Below are 19340 nucleotides of genomic sequence, written 5' to 3'. Positions count from 1 at the left end.
AATCAGATATTGTATACCAGCACCAGGCTGATCAGAATGGGCGCCGCCCAGCAATAGATGAAGCGCACGCCGGCGCTCAGCGCCGCGGGCAATTGCAGCTCGGCGCGCATGGTCGGCCAGATCACCCAGCCGGCGAAGCAGGCGGTGCCGATGCCGCCCAGCGGCAGCAGGATGTTGGACGCGGTGTAGTCCATCAGCTCGAACACATTGCGGTCGAACAGCTTCCAGTCCGCCAAGGGCCCGAAGGACAGCGCCGCCGGAATGCCGGCGCAAAACACCAGCAGGCAGATCAGCAGCGTCGCCCTGCGCCGGCCTACGCCCCACTCGTCGATGGGAAACACCGCCACCAGTTCCAGCAGGGACACCGAGGAGGTCAGCGCCGCCATCAGCAGCAGCAGAAAGAAGGCCGCCGCCAGGGCTTGGCCGAAAGGCAGGTGGTTGAACACCACCGGCATGGTCATATAGGTCAGGCCCGGTCCGGCCTGAGGATCCAGCCCAAAGGCGTAGATCGCAGGAAAGATCATCAGGCCGGCCAAGACCGAGGTCAGCGTGGTCAGGCCGGTCACCCACAGCGCGGCGCCCGCCAGTTTCGCGTCCCGGCCCAGATAGGAACCGTAGGCGATCATGCAACCGGCGCCCACCGACAAGGAAAAGAAGGCCAGGCCCAGCGCTTCCACCAGCATGCCCGGCGTCACCTTGGTGAAATCCGGCGTCAGCAAGGCCGCCACGCCGGCCCCTGCGCCCGGCAAGGTCAGCGAGCGGGCGATCAGGCCCAGCATCAGCAGGAACAGCAGCGGCATCAACACCTTGCCGGCGCGCTCAATCCCCTTCTGCACCCCGCACATCACCACCAGCAACGTCAGGCCGGTGAACAGGGCGTGAGTCAGCAGGGATTCGAAGGGATCGGACACGTAATCGCCGAACAAGCGCGCCAGCGCCGCCGGGTCGTTGCTCATCACCCGGCCGTCCACCGCGCGCAGCAGATAGCCCAGCGTCCAGCCGCCCACCACGCTGTAGAAGGAAAACACCAGGAAACCGCACAGCACGCCGGCATAGCCCACCAGCTTCCAGCGGCGCGAACCCAGCCGCGCGAAGGCGCTCACCGCGCCGCAGGCCGCCGCGCGGCCGATGGCGATCTCGGCCAGCAGCAAGGCGATGCCCAGCGTGAAGGTCAGCAATAGATAGATCAGCAGAAACGCGCCGCCGCCGTTCATCGCGGTGACGTAGGGAAACTTCCAGATGGAGCCCAGGCCGACCGTGGCGCCGGCCGAAGCCAGAATGAAACCGAGGCGGGAACCCCATTGTGTGCGAGACATGACAACTCCTGAGTCAGAACAATTTGCCGCCGCACGGGGTAACGCTGGATACAACAAGGCCGCCCATGACGGCGGCCCGGAAAACAGATGCGAACATCCCTGGCGCGCCGATTAGCTGCGCCACCACCACGTTTTGGTCTGGAATGGGATCGTTTGCTTCATAAGCGTGGAAGCATGCCGGTTTACGCCCCAGTACGTCAAGCCCGGCATGCGGATTCACGCCTTGTCGACGGCCAGACCGGCCGCGTCCGCCCCCGGCCGCTTCAGCCGGAAACCCAGCCACAGGACCAGCAGCCAGGCCGGCAAAACGTACACCGACACCGCCACCCCCGGCGTGAACAGCATCACTCCCAGGATCATCAACATGAAGGCCAGGCACAGCCAATTGGAGAACGGATGCCACAGCGAGGCGAACACCAGCTTGCGGCCGCCCTGGGCGCGGCGGAACTTCATGTGAGTCAGGCTGATCAGCGCCCAGTTGATCACCAGGGCGGTGACCACCAGCGACATCAATAAGGCCAGCGCGCCGCTGGGCAGCAGGTAATTGAGCACCACGCCGGCGAAGGTCGCCAACGCCGACAACAAGGTGGCGTTGACCGGCACCCCGCGCTTGTCCAGCCTGGCCATGCTCTTGGGCGCATTGCCCTGTTGCGCCAGGCTGAACAGCATGCGGCTGGTGGCGTAGACGCCGCCGTTGTACACCGACAAGGCCGCGGTCAACACCACGAAATTAAGCCCGTGAGCGGCGAAGCCGGCGCCGATCTGCTCGAAAATCATCACGAAGGGGCTGCCGCCGGCGGCCACCTTGCTCCACGGATACAGGGACAACAGCACCAGCAGCGAGCCGATGTAGAAAATCAGCACGCGGTAGATCACCTGATTCACCGCTCTGGGAATGGTTTTCTGCGGGTCCTGGGTCTCCGCCGCCGCCATGCCGATCAGCTCCAAGCCGCCGAAGGAGAACATGATCACCGCCATCGTCATGAACAGGCCGCCTACGCCATGCGGAAAGAAGCCGCCGTCGCTCCACAGATTGCTCACCGAAGCCTGCGGGCCGCCCTTGCCGGACAAGAGCAGATAGCCGCCGAACACGATCATCGCGATGACCGCGCCCACCTTGATCAGCGCGAACCAGAACTCCGTCTCGCCATAGTATTTGACGCTGCTCAGATTGACGCCGGTGATCGCAGTGAAGAAGACCAGCGCGGTGACCCAGGTGGGCACATCCGGCCACCAATAGCGCACGTACTCGCCTGCGGCCGTCAGTTCGGCCATGCCGGCCAGCACATACAGCGCCCAGTAATTCCAACCGGACAGGAAGGCCGGAAACTTGCCCCAGTAACGGCCGGCGAAATGGCTGAGCGAGCCGGCCACCGGCTCTTCGGCCAGCATCTCGCCCAATTGGCGCATGATCAGGAAAATGATGAAGCCGGCGACGGCGTAGCCGAGAATCATCGCCGGTCCGGCCGCTTTCAACACGCTGGCCGACCCCAGGAACAGACCGGTGCCGATCGCGCCGCCCAGCGCGATCAATTGGATATGGCGGTTTTTCAGCTCGCGCTTCAAACCGGTGGAAGTGGGGGTAACGCTCACCTTGGCGCCTCCTGCTGATGGAAAGCTGTTTACGATCAGCGGCGCGCGGCGATACGGCTTTGAATCCGGCTTGGCATTGCTCGTGCGCCATGCGCGCATTCCGCTTTCTCAGCCGCAAAACCTTGTCTCGCCCCAGCTCGCGCCATCGTAAGCAGGCTCTCTTGTGAATGGGACGGTATTGCTTCATCAATGCAGCAAGGCCCTCACCATCCGTCAATCAGACAAAAAGTCCAAAAAGCAAGCAAGACATCCTTATTACATACATCAACTTCAAACAAACCACGTTCAGACTAAACAAAATAAGACAAAAGGTCAAAAACATTTTTCAAAACATCTGGTGATGATTCATAAGACCATCATCAACACCAAGTAAATTAGACAATAAGTCTAATTAAATGCGAATCGAGGCGGCGGACCGCGCGGGGCAAAAAGCAGGGCCGCCCGGATGAGGCGGCCCGCCGATACGCTCGCTGCGCGAGCGTCGTGAAAACACTCAGGAGGTCTGGCGCACGGGCTCCGCCGCCGGCGCGCCCTTGGCTTTGGCGCGATAGCCCACCCACAGCAGCCCCAGCCATATCGGCAACACATAGACCGATACCGCGGCGCCCGGGGTCAGCAGCAGGATCAACAGAATCATCGCCATGAAAGCCAGGCAGATCCAATTGGTCAGCGGGAACCAGAAGGACTTGAACACCAGTTGCTCGCCGGCTTCGACCTTGGCGCGGCGGAACTTCAAATGCGTCAGGCTGATCATCGCCCAGTTGGTCACCAGCGCGGCCACCACCAGCGACATCAAAATGCCCAAGGCCTCGCCCGGCAGCACATAGTTCAGGATCACGCAGGCGAAAGTGGCCAACGCCGACACCAGGATCGCCGGCACCGGCACGCCGCGCTGGTCCACCTGCATCAAGGCCTTGGGCGCGTTGCCCTGTCTGGCCAAGCCATACAGCATGCGGCTATTGGCGTAAACGCTGCTGTTGTACACCGACAGCGCCGCGGTCAGCACCACGAAGTTGAGCAGATTGGCGGTCAGCCCGGAGCCGATTTGCTGGAAGATCATCACGAAGGGGCTGCCGCCGGACGCCACCTTGCTCCACGGGTACAACGACAGCAGCACCACCAGCGAACCGATGTAGAAGATCAGGATGCGGTAGATCACCTGGTTCACCGCCTTGGGAATGGTGGTGCGCGGGTTATCCGCCTCGGCCGCGGTCAGGCCAATCAGTTCCAGGCCGCCGAAGGAGAACATGATCACCGCCATCATCATGAACAGGCCGCTGAAACCATGCGGGAAGAAGCCGCCATCGCTCCACAGATTGCTGAACGAGGCTTGCGGACCGCCGGTGCCGGTCAGCAGCAGGTAGCCGCCGAACAGAATCATGGCAATCACCGCCACCACCTTGATCAGCGCGAACCAGAACTCCGCCTCGCCGTAAACCTTGACGTTGGCCAGATTGATGCCGTTGATACAGACGAAGAACACCAGCGCCGACACCCAGGCGGGGACATGCGGCCACCAGTACTGGACATAGGCGCCGACGGCGGTGAGTTCCGCCATGCTGACCAGGATGTACAGCACCCAGTAGTTCCAGCCGGACAGGAAGCCGGCGAAATCGCCCCAGTAACGGTAGGCGAAGTGGCTGAACGAGCCGGCCACCGGCTCCTGGGCCACCATTTCGCCCAACTGGCGCATGATCATGAAGGCGATCAGGCCGGCGACGGCATAACCCAGAATCATGGACGGACCGGCGGCCTTCAGCACGCTGGCCGAGCCCAAGAACAGGCCGGTACCGACCGCGCCGCCCAAGGCGATCAATTGGATGTGGCGGTTTTTCAAACCGCGCTTCAAACCGGCTTCGGTGGAGATATCAGTCAAGGCTGCCCCCTAAAATCATCATTTTCCAGCAACATTAATACCAACAGCATGACAATTCAGGCAAGCCGCTTCGTTTCTGTTGCAAACATCAACAAGCTGGACATTAAGCACTCATGCTCGCCTCGCGTCAAATGAAGACATTGGATTTTTATGCCTTAATAGCGTCATATATTGGATACAATGAAATTAAATTCGATTATTTAAACAAAAACTTTGCTCTAATTGCTCAATTACCTGCAGACTACTGCAAATTTCTGCCACGCCCCCCATCGCGGGGCCCAGCATGCCATTTCGCATATAAGCAAGCGTTCACTCGCTGATATATTGATTTAAATCAAATTGCTAGCGTCGCTGCAACACCGGAGCCGCCGCCGCAAACGCTAACGATTCGCCACTTTTAGTAACAAATGGAAAACATTTGATTTGCAACTGTCTGCCACCATGAAGTGTCTGAATTTCATCTCACTCATCATGATTACGGCCGCATAGACGGCCCGCTTTTGGAGACGAACCATGAAACAATCCTTGTTGATCGCCAGCGTGCTGGGCGGCGGCATCGCGCTCGGCGGCCTGGGCGTGGCCGGCTATCAAGCCGTGAAATCCAATCCTCAGACCGCGGCCGCGCCGCAGCAAACCGCCAGCGCGCCGGCAGCCGCATCCGCCCCAGTGGCGGTGCTGCCGCCCGCCGTGGCCTCCGCCCCGGCGGTCGTCGCCGCGGCCGCGCCCGTCGCAGCCGCCCAAGCGGCCAAGCCGGCGGAGAAAACCGCCGAACCCAGCGCGCCGGCCAAGCCAGCCGCTCCGGTCCACGCCACCCATGCCCGCATCCTGGCGGTGACGCCGATCAAGGAAACCGTCAACGCACCCAAGCAGGTCTGCCATCAGGAGCAGGTCACCCATCAGGCGCCGGTCCAGGATCAAAACCGCATCGCCGGCTCGGTGATAGGCGGCGTGATCGGCGGCGTGCTGGGCAATCAGGTGGGCGGCGGCAACGGCAAGAAGGCCGCCACCGTGATCGGCGCGCTGGCGGGAGGCCTGGCCGGCAACAAGGTGCAGGAAGGCATGCAGCAACGCGATCAGGTCAACAGCACCCAGACCATTTGCAATGAAGTGAACGAAAGCAGCGAGAAGGTGGTCGGCTACGACGTCAAGTACTCGCTGGACGGCAAGACCGGCACCGTGCGCATGGACCGCAAGCCCAAGGGCAAGACCTTGCCGGCCAAAAACGGCAAGGTGCTGGTTTAGCATCCTGCTGTAGCGTTGCGCCGACTGGCTCAGCGCTGACGCTGATGCTTGCTAGCCACGCAGGCTGGCAAGACCATGCCACGCAAAAGCGGACCTCCCGGTCCGCTTTTTTCATGCCCTCAGCGCCAGCGCGCCGCGGCCGCCTCCGCCTCTTCCGGCGGGCCGAACAAGACCGTCCAGCGGTCCTTCCAGTTGGGCGCGCGCCAGGCTTCCCGCAACATATCGCGCCATTCCACCACGCTGACCCATAGCGGATTGAAGCTGTTCACCGGCTTGACCGTGCCGTAGTCGCAGGGATCGTCGGCGCTTTCCTCCACATAGGTGCCGAACAGGCGGTCCCAGACCACCAGCACGCCGGCGTAGTTGTGATCGATGTAGCGCGGATTCTTGGCATGGTGGCCGCGATGGATGGACGGGGTGTTAAGAACGTATTCCAGCCAACCCAGCTTGGGGCAGGCCTGGGTATGCACGAAGAACTGGAAGGCCAGGTTCAGCAACACCACGCCGACCACCTGCTCCGGCGGAAAGCCCAGCCAGGCCAGCGGCAGCCAGAACGCCCACATGCCGGCCAGCGGATACATCAGGCTCTGGCGGAAGGCGGTGGTGAAGTTCATCCGGGTGGAACTGTGATGCACGCTGTGCGCCGCCCACAGCCAACGCACGCGGTGGCTGACGCGATGGAACCAGTAATAGAGGAAATCCTGGCCGATGAACAACAGCAAGAAGCTGAGCCAGGAGTCGGAAAATTGAAACAGCCGGTGTTCTTGGTAAATCCACGCGTACAAGGGCAGCGCCAGCACCCAGGCCAACTTGTCCGCCCCCTGGTGCAGCAAGCCCAGACAGGCGCTGCACACTGAATCGCGCCAATCGTACAGACTGAGCCGGCCCTGCCGGCGCAAATGCCACAACTCGCCGGCGACGAAGGCCAGGAACACCGGCGCCATCGCCAACAACAGCAGCTGAATATCGAACTTCATCACGGCCTCCCGCTTGGGCAAGGCGTTTGCGTCAGGGGCAAACACTTGATTGGAGTTTGAGCTCTATAATTACTCAAACGCCGAATGCCGGCAAGCGGGTCGGTCCTGTCCTGCGGTTTACCCTATTGCTGCTGACGCGCGCGGAACGCGGTCAAGGACGCCTCACGCTCGCTCCAGGTCCGGCTCACGCTCTTGCGGGCGGACAGGCGCTGCAGATAGGCGTCGCGATCGGGGAAGCCGGCGGTCAGGTCTTCGCCCAGCAAGGCCTTGCTCATCTGCTCCAGCGCCGGCAGGACGCAGGCGGCGCCGATGTCGGCGCTGCTGAAATCCTCGCCACAGGCCCAAGGGCCGTAATCCAGCAACTGGGCGCAGGCGGCCACGCCGCGGGCGATCTGCTGACGCGCGGCGTCGATCGCGCCCGCTTCCAGCGGGCTGCCGAACAGCCAATGGCGGTATAAGGGCAGCGCCGGCATCAACACGTACAAATCCAGCATCGCGCTCAGCTGGCGCGCGTGGGCGCGGCCGTTCGGCGTCGGCGGCAGCAAGGAAGCGGTGGGATAGGCGTCCTCCAGCCATTCCAGGATCACCGATGACTCCGCCATGGCGTGGCCGCCCACTTCGACAAAAGGAATCTTGCCCATCGGGCTCTTCGCCAGCAGTTCTTCCTGCTGCGAAGGGGCGGTGAGGATTTCTTGGAAGTTGACGCCCTTTTCCAGCAAGGCGATTTTGACCTTGTTGTAATAAGGGGACAGCGCAGCGCCGTAAAGCTTGATCATTCAGGTCTCCAGGCAGGCCGGGCCTGCGGTTGCTGATGGAAGGCGGCCGGCCATGCTGCAATGCAGGGCCAGCCCGGCAGCATTATGCCATTACTTATTCATGGCAACGGCTTTTTGCTGCAGCAATTGCCTGATCTGCGGCAGCGCCGCCTGCGCGGCGCGCTCTCCTTCCAGAATAGCCTGATGACGCGCGTCGAATTGAGCGGATCCGATATTCTGCACTTGCGGGCGGATCACCACGTCGGCCTGCCTCAGTTCTTGCGCCAGCGCCGGCCCGTTCATGATGTTCAGGCTCTGATCCAGCATGGACAGAAAGCCGGTGGCGGCGCCCTTGCGCGGCCGCGCCGAGATATCGACGGCGATGACGAAGTCCGCGCCCATCTCGCGCGCGGCGCTGACCGGCACCGGGCTGACCAGGCCGCCGTCCACATAGCTCTTGTTTCCTATCTTCACCGGCAGGAAGACGTTGGGAATGCTGGCCGAGGCGCGCACGGCCTGGCCGGTGTTGCCCAGGCGGAACACCACCTTGCGGCCGCTGTCCAGTTCGGTGGCCACCGCGCCGAACGGCCGCGGCAATTGCTCCATGGTCTTGTTGGCCACCTGAGCGTTGATCCAGTTCTGCAGTTTCTCGCCCTTGATCACGCCCTTGCTCGACAAGGTCCAATCGGTCAGATTGGATTCGTCCAGTTGAATCGCCCTGCTTTGCAGCTGCATGCCGCTGAGGCCGGAGGCGTACAGACTGCCGACCACGCTGCCGGCGCTGGTACCGGTCACCAGATCAGGCGTGAGGCCGGCGGCTTCCAGCACCTTGATCACGCCGACGTGGGCAAAGCCCTTGGCCGCGCCGCCGCCCAGCGCCAAGCCGATCTTGGGCTTAAGCACCGGCTTCGGCGGCTGCGCCGCGGGAGGGGAGGACAAGGTGGAACAAGCCGACAACAGCGCGGCCATGCCCGCCAACAGCCAGGGGCGGAGTGTGTGTTTGCTCATCATGATTTCATCGGGCTTTCAGGCATCGGCGGTGGTTGGAACCGCCCCAACGGGCGCGCAGTCCAGCATCACGTAATTCAGATGCCGCGCGCCCTCCAATTCGAAATGGCATTCGCCGTGGACGGTCATGCCCAGCCGGCGGTAGAAGGCGATCGCGCGCTCGTTGCGGTGCCACACCGTCAGCCACAAACGCGCGGGTTCGGGAAGGGCGAGCGCCCATTGCCGCGCCGCTTCCAGCAAACGCCGGCCCAGGCCCTCTCCGGTGCGGCTTTCCACCAGGTAGATCCTGCACACTTCCACGGTGGGGAAGTCGCAGCCTTGGCAGGGGCTGTCCAGCTTCATCAGCGCGTAGCCGAGCAGAAAGCCGTCTTGCTCCATCGCCAGCAGATGATGCGAGGGGCTGGCGATCAGCGCCTCGAAATTGGCCGGCGTGAATTCGCTCAGCACATAGTCGGCCATGTCCCGGCGGACGCCGTCGGTGACGTAGGTGCTCAGCCACACTTGAATCGACAAGGCGGCCAGGCAGCCGGCATCCTTGGGCGCGGCCAGGCGGATGGTCAGCATCGCCTTAGTCCGGCCGCTTCTTGACGAACTCGATCACCTGGCGGCCGTCCTCGCTGAATTTGGCCAGCTTCTTGTCGCCGCCCTTCCAGGCGTGGCCGTACACCACCTCGTAGGTGGCCGGCAGCTTGCCGTCGCGGCGCAGGCTCTCGTAGGCCGCCTCCACCCGCTGCCAGGCGTGCTTGCCCATCAGGCCGCGGCCGCGGCCGCTGGTGGCGTTGTGCGCGCCTATGGCCTTCAGATCCGCCATCACCTCGCGGGCGCGGCCGTAGGTCAGCACGATTTTTTCCATGTCCATCACCGGCTCGGCGAAACCGGCCCGCATCAGCGCGTCGCCCAGATCATGCATGTCGATGAACTGGTTGACGTGGGTGGCGCGGTCCACGCCGGCGAAAGCGCCGCGCAGCTCATGCAGGGTGTCCGGGCCCAGGGTGGAAAACATCAGCATGCCTTCGGGCTTCAACACGCGGCGGAATTCGGCGAACACGCTGTCCGGCACATTGACCCACTGGATGGTGAGGCTGGACCAAATCATGTCCACGCTGGCGTCGGCCAGCGGCAGGCGCTCGACGTCGGCCACCACCTGCCACGGCAGGCTGGGGCGGAACAGTTTCTTCAACAGGCCGTCGCCGCTTTGCTGCTTGGCGCGCGAGGCTTGCAGCATCGCCTGCGCCAGATCCAGCTCCACCACGCGCGCGTCCGGGTAGCGGGCGCGCAGCTGGGCCGAGCCGTAGCCGGTGCCGGCGCCGGCGTCCAGCACCACTTGCGGCTGAAACTTGATGTAGTCCAGCCGCTCGGACATCCGGTCGGAGACTTCGCGCTGCAAGACCGCGGCGGAGTCGTAACTGGCGGCGGCCTTTTCGAACGAGGCGCGCACTCGCGCCTTGTCGGTGTAAAACGCTTCAGTCATGCATGGGCTTCCAAATGCTGGGCAAGCGCGGCGACGAATTCGGCTTCGTGCGACAGAAACGGCGCGTGCGACGCTTGCGGAAATTCATAAAGCCGGGCGTCGCCCAGCGCGTCGGCCAGCCAACGGCCGGCGCCTATCGGGGTGATGGCGTCGCGAGCGCCGTAGAACAGGCCCGCCGGGCATTGAATGCGTCCGGCCAGCGCGCGCGCGTCCGCCGTCAGCAGCAGCTCCAGCGCCGGCAACAGGCCTTGCGGCCTGCCGTGGGCGAACAAGTCCGCGCGCAAGGCCTTCAGGGTGTCGCGCGCCGACGGCGCGCCCATCATCTGCAAGGCGAGAAAACGCTCCAGCGTCTGCTCGAAGGCGCCGTCCAGGCTGGCGGCCACCGCTTCGATGGACTTGCGCTCCTGCGCGTGCGGCCAGCTATCGTCGCGCACGAAGCGCGGGCTGGTCGCCACCAAGGCCAGGCTCTTGATCTTGTCCGGATGGCGAGCGGCCCAGTGCTGGGCGATCAAACCGCCCAGCGACCAGCCCACCAATTGCAGCGGCAAAGGAAAGGCCTGGTCCAGCAGATCGGCCACCGCGTCGGCGTCGAAGGAGGCCAGCGGAGCGGAAGCGCCGTGACCGGGAAGGTCGACCAGATGCACGCAATGACTGGCGGCCAAGCGCGCCGCCACGCGGCTGAACACGCCGCCATGCAGGCCCCAGCCGTGCAACAGGACCACGTCCGGGCCTTGGCCCAGCGTTTCAACAAACAGACTCATGGACGACCAGATGGGGTGAAACCTTCATTTTCGCAAGATCGCAATGCGAAAGAAACCACCTAGTCCGGCATCTTCGTCATGAACCTTGCTCAAACGACAAGCCGCCAGGATATCTTCCAGCCGGCGGTTGATATCGGTGGCGATCGCCCGCGACAGCAGATTGCCGGCGCTGCGCAATAAGGACGGCCGCCGGCCGTCGGGCAGGAATTTGTCGAACACCGCCGCCCGGCCGCCGGGCTTGAGCACGCGCTCCACTTCGCGGATGCAGGCTTGCGGGTCCGGCACCACCGCCAGCGCCAGATGCAAGACCACCGCGTCGAAGCTGGCGTCGGGAAAATCCAGCGCCTGCGCGTCCATCACCCTGGCGTCCACCGCCATGCCCAGCGCCGCGGCGTGGGCGCTCAGCCGCTCCAGCATGCCGTCCGAGATGTCGATGGCGGCCACATGTCGGCAACGCACCATGAAATCCAGATCCAGGCCGGTGCCGGCCGCCACCAGCAGGATGCGCTCCTCCGGCTGCGGGTTGAGCAGGGCGATGGAGCGGCGCCGGCGCGCGGCGAAGGCCTGCGCCACCCGGTCGTAGACCGGCGCGTACAGATTGTAGCGCCAGCGGTTGAACGCCAGCGGCCAACGCCGCCATCCGCTAGCACTCACTCTGGAACTCCTGCCGGAAGCGGGCCAGCCGCTCCCAGTCCACGCCCTCCGCCGGCGCCGGGGCGGCGAAGTAGAAACCCTGCAGTTTGCCGCAGCCCATTTTTTTGAGCATGGCCAGTTGGGCGGCGGTTTCCACGCCCTCGGCCACCACCTCCAGATCCAGCGCCTTGGCCAACGCCAGGATGGCGCGCACAATGGCCGCCGACTCCTGGGTGCGGTCAAGATCGAAGACGAAGGACTGGTCTATCTTCAGCACGTCGAAACGATAGCGGTGCAGATAGGACAGCGCCGAATAGCCGGTGCCGAAGTCGTCCAGCGCCAGCCTCACGCCCAGTTCATGCAGCGCGTGCATCACGGTGGCGGCGATTTCCGGCTGATCGATCAGCGCGCTCTCGGTGATTTCCAGGTGCAGCGTCGCCGGCGGCAGCCGGTAATGCCGGATGCGCTCTCCTATCCAGGCCGCCAGTTCCGGATCGTGGAAATGGGCCGAGGACAGATTGATGTGCAAGGCCACCTCCGGCCCCACCCGGCCCTGAACGCGCCACGCGCTCAATTGGGCGCAGGCCGCGTTCAGCATATAGCGGTCCAGCCGGGTGATCAGCCCGCTTTCCTCGGCGATGGGTAAAAACAGGCCGGGCGAAATCAGGCCGCGCTGCGGGTGCTGCCAGCGGGCCAAGGCCTCGAAGCCCACCAGCTCGCCGCTGTCGCCGTCGATGAAGGGCTGGAAATACGGCTGCAGCTGCCCCTCCTCCTCCAGCGCGCGCCGCAGTTCGCTCTCCATCGCCAGCTGGTCCGCCTGATTGATGCGCAACTCGTGGTTGAACAGGGTATAGCCCTGCCGCCCTTGCTGTTTGGTGCAATACATCGCGTGGTCGGCGTCGCGCAGCAGATCGTCGGCCTTGTGGTAATGCTCATGGTCCGCCAGCACCACGCCGACGCTGGCGGTGGAGAACACCTCCCGCCCCGCCAGGATCACCGGCCGTTCGAACTCGCTGACGATGCGCTGGGCGATGCGCTCGCAGTCGCCGCCTCCGTCCATGCCGAACATCAGCACCGCGAATTCGTCGCCGCCCAGCCGCGCCAGGAAATCGTAATGACGCAGGCAGGAGCGGATGCGCGCGCCGGCCTCGAACAAGAGGTGGTCGCCGGCCAGATGGCCCAGGGTGTCGTTGACCAGCTTGAAGCGGTCCAGATCGATGAACAGCACCGCGAAGCGTTCGCCGCCGCCATTCGCGTACGCCTCCCAGGCCCGGCGCAAAGCCTTGGAAAAATAGCTGCGGTTGGGCAGCTTGGTCAGCGGATCGTGCAGGCTGTCGAACTCCAGCTGGGCGTTGACCGCGTCCAGCTCGCTGGTGCGCTCGCGCACCCGCTGCTCCAGTTCCACATAAGCGGTTTGCAGGCTCTCCAGCGCCTTGACCCGGGTCAGCGCCGCGCCGATGTGGTTGGCGACGAACTCCAGCACTTCTTGGTCGCGGAAGTTGTAGACCACGTCGTCTTCATAGCTTTGCACCGCCAGCACGCCCAGAAGATCGGTGCCGCAATACAGGGGCACGCCCAGCCAGCTCTTGGGCCGGGGCAGTTCTTCGTCGGCGTCCGGCTGGCGGTTCTGTTGCGAATAGGGGTCGATCAACAAGGGCCGGCCGCTGTGCAGCACCTGTTCGACGAAGCCCTTGCCCGGCCGGTGCGGCTTGAGCGGCGGCGCGTATTCGTCTGCGCAATAGGGGAAGCTGATGCAATCCTCGGTCTGGTCGTACAAGGCCACCAGGCAATTGCGCGCCGGCACCATCTCGGCCAGCAAGCGGTGCAGGCCGCCGAGAAAGGCCTCCAGCGACAAGCTGGTATTGGACAGTTCCGCGATCCGGAACAAGGCGCCCTGGAAACGCTCGGCGCGCTTGCGCTCGGCCACTTCGGCGCGCAGCCTCGCGTTGGCGCCCTCCAGCTCGCTGGTGCGCAGCCAGACCTGACGCTCCAGCTGGCTGCGGTGCAAGACTCGCTCCAGCACGAAGCCGACATGGCGGGCGGCGAACAGAAACAACTGCTGCTCGGCCGAGGTCAGCGGCGTTTGATCCTCGTACAGCTGCAGCACCACCGCGCCGATGACATGGCCGCCGGCATTGGCCAGCGGCGCGCCCATCCAGCTGGCCGGCAACAGCCCCTGCCGGCTCAGGCCCTCCTGCTGGCACACTTCCAACAGGCGCTCCCGGCTCAGCACCACCGGCTTGCCGCCGCGTATCAACCAGGCGGTCAGGGACTGGGCGTGGCCGCTCAGCGGGAAAATGGCGTCGCTGGCGGGCGGTGCGGGATCGCGCTGGTCGATGTAGAAGGGAAAGTGGATGACCTGGGCTTCATCGTCGTACAGGGCGATGTAGAAGTTGCTGGCGTCCATCAGCCGCATCATCTGCCGGTGCAGGCCGGGCAATACCTGATCGATGGTGCCGCACTCTTCGGCCAGCTGAGAAATATCGAACAAGGCCTCGTTGGCCTCGCGCGAGGCCACCTGCTCCGCGCCCAGCCGCGCGCACAACAGATGGGCGCACAGCAAGGCGGCGGACGGATTCAACGCCGGACCGGCGTCGCCGCGCCACACCAGCCAACCCAGCACTTGCTCGCCGGCGCGCAAAGGCATCGCCTCGCAGCCGGCGTCCAGCCTGTCCCCGCTCGCCAGCGCCTCCGCGCCGGGCAAGGCGTCGGCGTCGCCCAGCGCGGCCAAAAGCTGCCAAGCCGCCCCCAGCTGCCGCCAGACCGCGGCAACGCGCACCCCTCCCTGCTCTTGCAGCAGAGACAGCGCCATAGCGGCGGCCTGCTCTGGCGTCGCCAGATATTCAGCCATGCTCTTCATGTGATTATCGTAGTATGAGTTAGCTGGAAAATCCGGCCATGCCGGCGCGCCCCTCCCCATGGGCGCGTCGGCTCAGGACGCCGCGGCGTGCTGAATACAGGACAGCAGGCGCTGCAAGTGTTCCGGCTGGTGCATGGCCGACAAGGACAAACGCAAGCGCGCCGTCCCTGCGGCCACCGTGGGCGGGCGGATCGCCGGCACCCACAAACCTTGGTCGCGCAGACGGGCGGCCAAGGCCAACGCCTGTTCATCGCTGCCTATGATAAGTGGCTGAATCGGCGTTCGGGAAGCCCCTGCGGAGTATTTGGACTCGGATAGTCCGGATTTGATGATTGCTATCGATTCGCGCAAGCACGCGCGCCGCTCGCCGGCCTCGGCGATCAGGCGCAGGCTGGCCAAGATCGCACAGGCCAGCGCCGGCGGCTGGGAAGTGGTGTAGATATAGCTGCGGGCCGCATTGATCAGCCATTCCACCAGATCAGCGCCGCCGGCGATGAAGGCGCCGGCTACGCCGGCGGCCTTACCCAGGGTCGCCATGTAAATCAGCCGCGGGCTGGACAGGCCGTGCTCGGCCAGCGCGCCGCGGCCCTCGCCCAGCACGCCGAAACCATGGGCGTCGTCCACGTACAGCCAGGCCTCGTAACGCTCGGCCAGCGCCAAGAGCGCGGGCAGCGGCGCTTCGTCGCCGTCCATGCTGTACACCGACTCCACCGCGATCAGCTTGGTTTTGGCGTCGGACTCGGCCAGCAAGCGCTCCAGCTGCGTCAAATCGTTGTGATGGAAGCGTTTGAACTCGGCGCGGCTCAGCCTACAGGCGTCGTTCAGCGAGGCGTGGTTCAGCCGGTCGGCGAACACCGCGTCGCCGCGATCCAGCAAGCTGCTGACAATCGCCAGATTGGCCGCGTAGCCGGAGCCGAACAATAATGCAGCCGGCTGGCCGACGAATTCCGCTAGCGCCTCCTCGGCTTCTTGCTGCACGCTGAAGTGGCCGGCCAGCAGATGCGATGAACCGCCGCCCACTCCCCAACGCTCGAGACCCTGCTGCGCGGCGCGCACCAGGGCCGGGTGATCGGCCAGCCCGAGGTAATCGTTGCTGGCGAAAGAAACATAGGAACGTCCGTCCACCACCACTTCAACCCCCTGCGGGCTGTCGACGATCGCGCGTTGGCGGCGGCGGTGGGTGGCGGAAAGATCCATCAGGGCGGCAGGCAGGTCTTGAAGGCGCATATCGGCTCGAAATATCCCGTGTAAAGGGCTTGGCGGAAACCGGCCTCGCCGTCCGCCCAAGCTATTCCTTATATATACATTTTTTACATCGCCCGCGAATCCGCCGCCCAAACCGCTCAAAGCGGCGTCAGATCAAGCTTTTCCAGCAAGAGCCGGTCGGCGTCCACCTCGGGGTTGCCGGTGGTCAGCAGCTTGTCCCCGTAGAAGATGGAATTGGCCCCGGCCAGGAAGCACAAAGCCTGCGTGGACTCATCCATTTCACGGCGTCCGGCGGACAATCGCACATAGGTTTTGGGCATCACGATGCGGGCCACCGCGATGGTGCGCACAAACTCGGTCCAGTCCAGCGGCGCGGCGCCTTCCAGCGGCGTGCCCTCCACCTTGACCAGCTTGTTGATAGGCACCGATTCCGGTTGCGGCTCAAGATTCGCTAGCTGTGCAATCAGACCTGCGCGATCGTTGCGGGTTTCATTCATGCCAACAATACCACCGCAGCACACCGACAGACCGGCGCTGCGTACTTTTCCCAAAGTGTCGAGGCGGTCTTCGTAGTCGCGCGTGGCAATGATATCGGAATATTTATCCGGCGAGGTGTCCAGATTGTGATTGTAATAATCCAGGCCCGCCGCCTTCAGTTTTTCCGCCTGGCCTCCCTTCAACAAACCGAAAGTGGCGCAGGTTTCCAGACCCAAGGCTTTGACTTCCTTGACCATTTCCAAAGTTTTCTCCAAGTCCGCGTCCTTGGGGCCACGCCAGGCCGCGCCCATGCAAAAGCGGCTGGCGCCGTTGGCCTTGGCCGCGCGCGCGGCGCTCAAAACTTCATCAACCGTCAGCATCGGCTGATTGGGCACCGGGGTGTCGTGATGCGCCGATTGCGGACAGTAGCCGCAGTCCTCCGGACAGCCGCCGGTCTTGATGGAAATCAGCGTGGACAGCTGCACTTTGGCGGGGTCGAAAAACTGACGATGAATCTCGGCCGCGCGAAACACCAGCTCCATGAAGGGCAGCGCCAGCAGGGTTTCGATTTCCGCCACAGTCCAGCTGGGTGACTCAGGGTGCGGGGTGGCGGAAGGCTTGAATTCAATAGCGGAAGAATGCATGGTCTATCCTGGCTGTGGTCGCTGTCCGGCGATGGAAGACCTTGATCAGGCAAGGATAATTCCGGCTTGCGCCGTCAGGACCGTCAGAGTGCCACGCCCGGCCGGGCGTGGGGCGAATCAGCGCATCTTGCTGGGGAGGGCGCCATGCTGTCAAACCTGACAAGCCTCATAATTGACAAGTGCACAATATTTAATCAACCCTGCTGGCTCTGCGGGGATTGGCGGGCAAGCCGGGGTTTCTGCGCCGACTGCCGCCGCCGGCTGCCGGCGCTGCCGCCCGCGCAATGCGCGCGCTGCGCCGAACCCCTGCCGGTTTCCGGCCTGTGCGGCCAATGCCAACGCTTCCCGCCCGCCTTCGACGCGCTGTACGCGCCCTACTGCTTCGACTACCCGCTCGCCGCGCTGATCCACGCCTTCAAATACGGAAAACAGCTGCAAATGGGCGCGGCGCTTAGCGGCCTGCTCGCCGATTTCGCCCGTCCGCGCCGCCAAGACTATCACCTTGTCATTCCCGTTCCACTGGCAAAAGAACGACTTGCCGAGCGCGGTTTCAATCAAAGTCATGAGTTGGCAAAAGCATTCGCTGCTACAATGGCGAGCCGTTTGAGCGCCGAGGTTTGTTGGCGAAAATACAACACTCCGTCCCAGGCCTCGCTCGGGCGCGCCGAACGCCGGAAAAACCTCCGCCATGCTTTCGGCGTAAATTGCCGCTGTGACGGGCTTTCCATCGCCATTGTCGATGACGTCGCCACCAGCGGCGCCACCCTGTCGGCGCTGGCCGAAATTTTGAAAAAACAGGGGGCAAAACGGGTCGATGGCTGGGTGCTCGCCAGGGCCTTTTCTCCTAAAACTTGACCAAGATTTTGATTCTTTGGAACAATCCAGGCTGCCAACGATGTTCACTGTAATTCTTTTTCAGCCGGAAATACCGCCCAACACGGGCAATGTGATTCGTTTATGTGCCAACACCGGCTGTGAACTGCATCTGGTCAAACCCATGGGCTTCCCTTTGGAGGACGCCAAGCTGCGACGCGCGGGACTCGATTACCACGAGTACGCTCGCGTAGTGGTTCATGAGGATTGGGCGGCTTGTCAAGAGACTTTGCGCGGACGGCGTATTTTCGCCGCCACCACCAAGGGCTCCGAGCGCCATGACCGGATATCCTATCAACCTGGGGACGTTTTTTTGTTCGGTCCCGAATCCCGCGGTCTGCCGCCTGAAGTGCTGGAGTCTTTGCCTCCCCAGCAGAGGATTCGTTTGCCGATGCGTCCAGAATCAAGAAGTCTCAATCTTTCGAACGCGGTCGCGGTGACGGTGTTCGAGGCTTGGCGACAGCTCGATTTCGCAGGGGGAAGCTGAAGCGGTTCGCAGATCGGCCCAACAAGGGACTCTGGAAAGCCTGGACTTGGCGCTTGCAAGCAAGCGCGAAGCGCCGACGTTGAAACGGCGCGCCAAGGTTTTGCAGTGGTTCCGACAGCATAAGGGAGATCTATGCAATCAGTACTCCGATGGCTGTGGCTTGTGTTCGTCAGTCTCGTACTCGTGGCCTGTTCCACCGTGAAGACGGCCAGCGCCACCAACCAGTCGGCGTCCTCGTCGACCGGCAACAAGAAAACCGTTGCCAAGAATGGAGCTTATTTCCAGAACGATGGTCCCGCGGACCATATCCCGGTCAACCTGAACCTGGTGCCGGACGCCGTGCCGCAGGAAGAGCCGCTGATCAAGTCGGCCAATCTGCCCTACACGGCGCTGGGGATGAGCTTCCGTCCCGACACGCGCGAAAAGCCCTATCAAGCCACGGGCCGCGCCTCCTGGTACGGCAAGCAGTTCCACGGCCGCAAGACGTCCTCCGGCGAGAAATACGATATGTTCGCCATGACCGCCGCCCATCCTACGCTGCCGATCCCGAGCTACGCCCGGGTCACCAATCTGAACAACGGCAAATCCGTGGTGGTGCGCGTCAATGACCGCGGCCCCTTCCACAAGAGCCGCCTGATGGACCTGTCCTACGCAGCGGCCTACCGCCTGGGCTTCATCAAGCAAGGCAGCGCCAAGATCGCCATCGAACGCGTATGGCCGGACGCCGGCGGCGAGAACATCGCCAGCACCCGTCCCGTCAACACCGCGCGACGCGTAGAAGACACGCCCAAGTATCTGCAACTGGGCAGCTTCTCCAAACTGTCCAACGCCGAGGCGATGGTGCAGAAAATGCTGGGCGAGATGGACGACAAGTACGAGTCCAAGCTTGGCATCGTGAATCAGGAAGGCGTCTACAAAGTGCGCCTGGGGCCTTTCCGCTCCAGCGACGCGGTGCGCAACGCCGCCGAGAACCTGCACGTGGAGACCGTAGTCACCAGCTTGTAAGCCATCAAGCCGGGTTCATGACAAAGGCGAAGGAGAAATCTCCTTCGCCTTTTTCGTTTCCGCCGCCGATAAAAAACCCCGGCAAGCTGCTGCCGGGGTAAGCCTGATCAATCCAGGCCCCGCTCAGGGAGGCAAGCGGGAGGTGTTGGCCACCTG

At 63.5% G+C, this 19340-nt stretch carries 17 protein-coding genes; 4 read left to right on the top strand and 13 right to left on the bottom strand.

Translation table 11 applies throughout. From position 1 onward, the window contains the following. Positions 1–2: 2 nt before the first annotated feature. The 3 genes from AB1Z25_RS00490 to AB1Z25_RS00480 all read right to left on the bottom strand — a co-directional run bounded on the left by AB1Z25_RS00490 (position 3) and on the right by AB1Z25_RS00480 (position 4785). Entirely contained in the window at positions 3–1316 is a 1314-nt protein-coding gene (locus AB1Z25_RS00490; protein ID WP_486636378.1) for a sodium-dependent transporter, read from the bottom strand. 216 nt (positions 1317–1532) lie between these two features. After that, positions 1533–2909 carry an amino acid permease gene (locus AB1Z25_RS00485; protein WP_233246631.1) on the bottom strand — a complete coding sequence of 459 codons (1377 nt, stop codon included), beginning with the start codon at positions 2907–2909 and terminating at the stop codon, positions 1533–1535. A gap of 493 nt (positions 2910–3402) precedes the next feature. Further along, positions 3403–4785, bottom strand: coding sequence for an amino acid permease (locus AB1Z25_RS00480; RefSeq protein ID WP_235084993.1), 1383 nt, complete (start codon positions 4783–4785; stop codon positions 3403–3405). A gap of 513 nt (positions 4786–5298) precedes the next feature. On the opposite strand from AB1Z25_RS00480, the gene AB1Z25_RS00475 reads away from it, so the two are divergent. Further along, the gene (locus tag AB1Z25_RS00475; RefSeq protein WP_227106455.1) at positions 5299–6027 is read left to right on the top strand and encodes a glycine zipper 2TM domain-containing protein; all 729 of its coding nucleotides are present in this window, start codon (positions 5299–5301) and stop codon (positions 6025–6027) included. Positions 6028–6146: 119 nt separating this feature from the next. Here AB1Z25_RS00475 and AB1Z25_RS00470 read toward each other — a convergent pair whose 3' ends face one another. The 10 genes from AB1Z25_RS00470 to bioB form a co-directional block, all read right to left on the bottom strand. Then, positions 6147–7004, bottom strand: coding sequence for a sterol desaturase family protein (locus AB1Z25_RS00470; RefSeq protein ID WP_235084995.1), 858 nt, complete (start codon positions 7002–7004; stop codon positions 6147–6149). A gap of 122 nt (positions 7005–7126) precedes the next feature. After that, a complete protein-coding gene (locus tag AB1Z25_RS00465) occupies positions 7127–7780 on the bottom strand; it encodes a glutathione S-transferase family protein (protein WP_107797795.1) in 654 nt (217 codons plus the stop codon). Positions 7781–7870: 90 nt separating this feature from the next. Further along, a complete protein-coding gene (locus AB1Z25_RS00460) occupies positions 7871–8770 on the bottom strand; it encodes a patatin-like phospholipase family protein (RefSeq protein ID WP_486636377.1) in 900 nt (299 codons plus the stop codon). A gap of 15 nt (positions 8771–8785) precedes the next feature. Continuing rightward, entirely contained in the window at positions 8786–9331 is a 546-nt protein-coding gene (locus AB1Z25_RS00455; RefSeq protein WP_486636376.1) for a GNAT family N-acetyltransferase, read from the bottom strand. A gap of 4 nt (positions 9332–9335) precedes the next feature. Next, the gene (gene bioC, locus AB1Z25_RS00450) at positions 9336–10238 is read right to left on the bottom strand and encodes a malonyl-ACP O-methyltransferase BioC (protein WP_107797792.1); all 903 of its coding nucleotides are present in this window, start codon (positions 10236–10238) and stop codon (positions 9336–9338) included. After that, entirely contained in the window at positions 10235–10999 is a 765-nt protein-coding gene (gene bioH / locus AB1Z25_RS00445) for a pimeloyl-ACP methyl ester esterase BioH (protein ID WP_227106447.1), read from the bottom strand. The genes bioC and bioH overlap by 4 nt, the downstream gene beginning before the upstream one ends. Positions 11000–11023: 24 nt before the next feature. Next, positions 11024–11653 carry a class I SAM-dependent methyltransferase gene (locus tag AB1Z25_RS00440; RefSeq protein WP_107797790.1) on the bottom strand — a complete coding sequence of 210 codons (630 nt, stop codon included), beginning with the start codon at positions 11651–11653 and terminating at the stop codon, positions 11024–11026. Continuing rightward, on the bottom strand, positions 11643–14492 hold the full coding sequence (locus AB1Z25_RS00435) for a bifunctional diguanylate cyclase/phosphodiesterase (protein WP_486636375.1): 2850 nt from the start codon (positions 14490–14492) through the stop codon (positions 11643–11645). The genes AB1Z25_RS00440 and AB1Z25_RS00435 overlap by 11 nt, the downstream gene beginning before the upstream one ends. Before the next feature lie 72 nt (positions 14493–14564). Then, positions 14565–15719, bottom strand: a complete 1155-nt coding sequence (gene bioF, locus AB1Z25_RS00430; protein ID WP_486636374.1) for an 8-amino-7-oxononanoate synthase — start codon at positions 15717–15719, stop codon at positions 14565–14567. Between the two features lie 116 nt (positions 15720–15835). Further along, positions 15836–16819 (bottom strand): biotin synthase BioB, encoded by a 984-nt coding sequence (gene bioB / locus AB1Z25_RS00425; RefSeq protein ID WP_107797787.1) that lies wholly within the window; start codon positions 16817–16819, stop codon positions 15836–15838. Between the two features lie 144 nt (positions 16820–16963). Between bioB and AB1Z25_RS00420 the strand changes: the two genes are divergently transcribed. From AB1Z25_RS00420 to AB1Z25_RS00410, 3 genes are all read left to right on the top strand, one after another. Continuing rightward, a complete protein-coding gene (locus AB1Z25_RS00420; protein WP_486636373.1) occupies positions 16964–17674 on the top strand; it encodes a ComFC family protein in 711 nt (236 codons plus the stop codon). A gap of 40 nt (positions 17675–17714) precedes the next feature. Then, positions 17715–18179 (top strand): tRNA (cytidine(34)-2'-O)-methyltransferase, encoded by a 465-nt coding sequence (locus tag AB1Z25_RS00415; RefSeq protein WP_081555202.1) that lies wholly within the window; start codon positions 17715–17717, stop codon positions 18177–18179. Positions 18180–18377: 198 nt separating this feature from the next. Continuing rightward, positions 18378–19184, top strand: coding sequence for a septal ring lytic transglycosylase RlpA family protein (locus AB1Z25_RS00410; RefSeq protein ID WP_486636372.1), 807 nt, complete (start codon positions 18378–18380; stop codon positions 19182–19184). The last annotated feature ends 156 nt before the right edge of the window (positions 19185–19340 follow it).

It is taken from the genome of Chromobacterium sp. HL1, from assembly GCF_057418835.1.
The sequence above is the reverse complement of the archived record's forward strand: the minus strand, read 5'-3'. Positions and strand labels throughout refer to the sequence as shown.

Coding starts and splice junctions, on each gene's coding strand:
- AB1Z25_RS00490 (WP_486636378.1), bottom strand. CDS start 1,316: ATGTCTCGCACACAATGGGGTTCCCGCCTCGGTTTCATTCTGGCTTCG.
- AB1Z25_RS00475 (WP_227106455.1), top strand. CDS start 5,299: ATGAAACAATCCTTGTTGATCGCCAGCGTGCTGGGCGGCGGCATCGCG.
- AB1Z25_RS00470 (WP_235084995.1), bottom strand. CDS start 7,004: ATGAAGTTCGATATTCAGCTGCTGTTGTTGGCGATGGCGCCGGTGTTC.
- AB1Z25_RS00465 (WP_107797795.1), bottom strand. CDS start 7,780: ATGATCAAGCTTTACGGCGCTGCGCTGTCCCCTTATTACAACAAGGTC.
- AB1Z25_RS00460 (WP_486636377.1), bottom strand. CDS start 8,770: ATGATGAGCAAACACACACTCCGCCCCTGGCTGTTGGCGGGCATGGCC.
- AB1Z25_RS00455 (WP_486636376.1), bottom strand. CDS start 9,331: ATGCTGACCATCCGCCTGGCCGCGCCCAAGGATGCCGGCTGCCTGGCC.
- bioC (WP_107797792.1), bottom strand. CDS start 10,238: ATGACTGAAGCGTTTTACACCGACAAGGCGCGAGTGCGCGCCTCGTTC.
- bioH (WP_227106447.1), bottom strand. CDS start 10,999: ATGAGTCTGTTTGTTGAAACGCTGGGCCAAGGCCCGGACGTGGTCCTG.
- AB1Z25_RS00435 (WP_486636375.1), bottom strand. CDS start 14,492: ATGAAGAGCATGGCTGAATATCTGGCGACGCCAGAGCAGGCCGCCGCT.
- bioF (WP_486636374.1), bottom strand. CDS start 15,719: ATGCGCCTTCAAGACCTGCCTGCCGCCCTGATGGATCTTTCCGCCACC.
- bioB (WP_107797787.1), bottom strand. CDS start 16,819: ATGCATTCTTCCGCTATTGAATTCAAGCCTTCCGCCACCCCGCACCCT.
- AB1Z25_RS00420 (WP_486636373.1), top strand. CDS start 16,964: ATGCTGTCAAACCTGACAAGCCTCATAATTGACAAGTGCACAATATTT.
- AB1Z25_RS00415 (WP_081555202.1), top strand. CDS start 17,715: ATGTTCACTGTAATTCTTTTTCAGCCGGAAATACCGCCCAACACGGGC.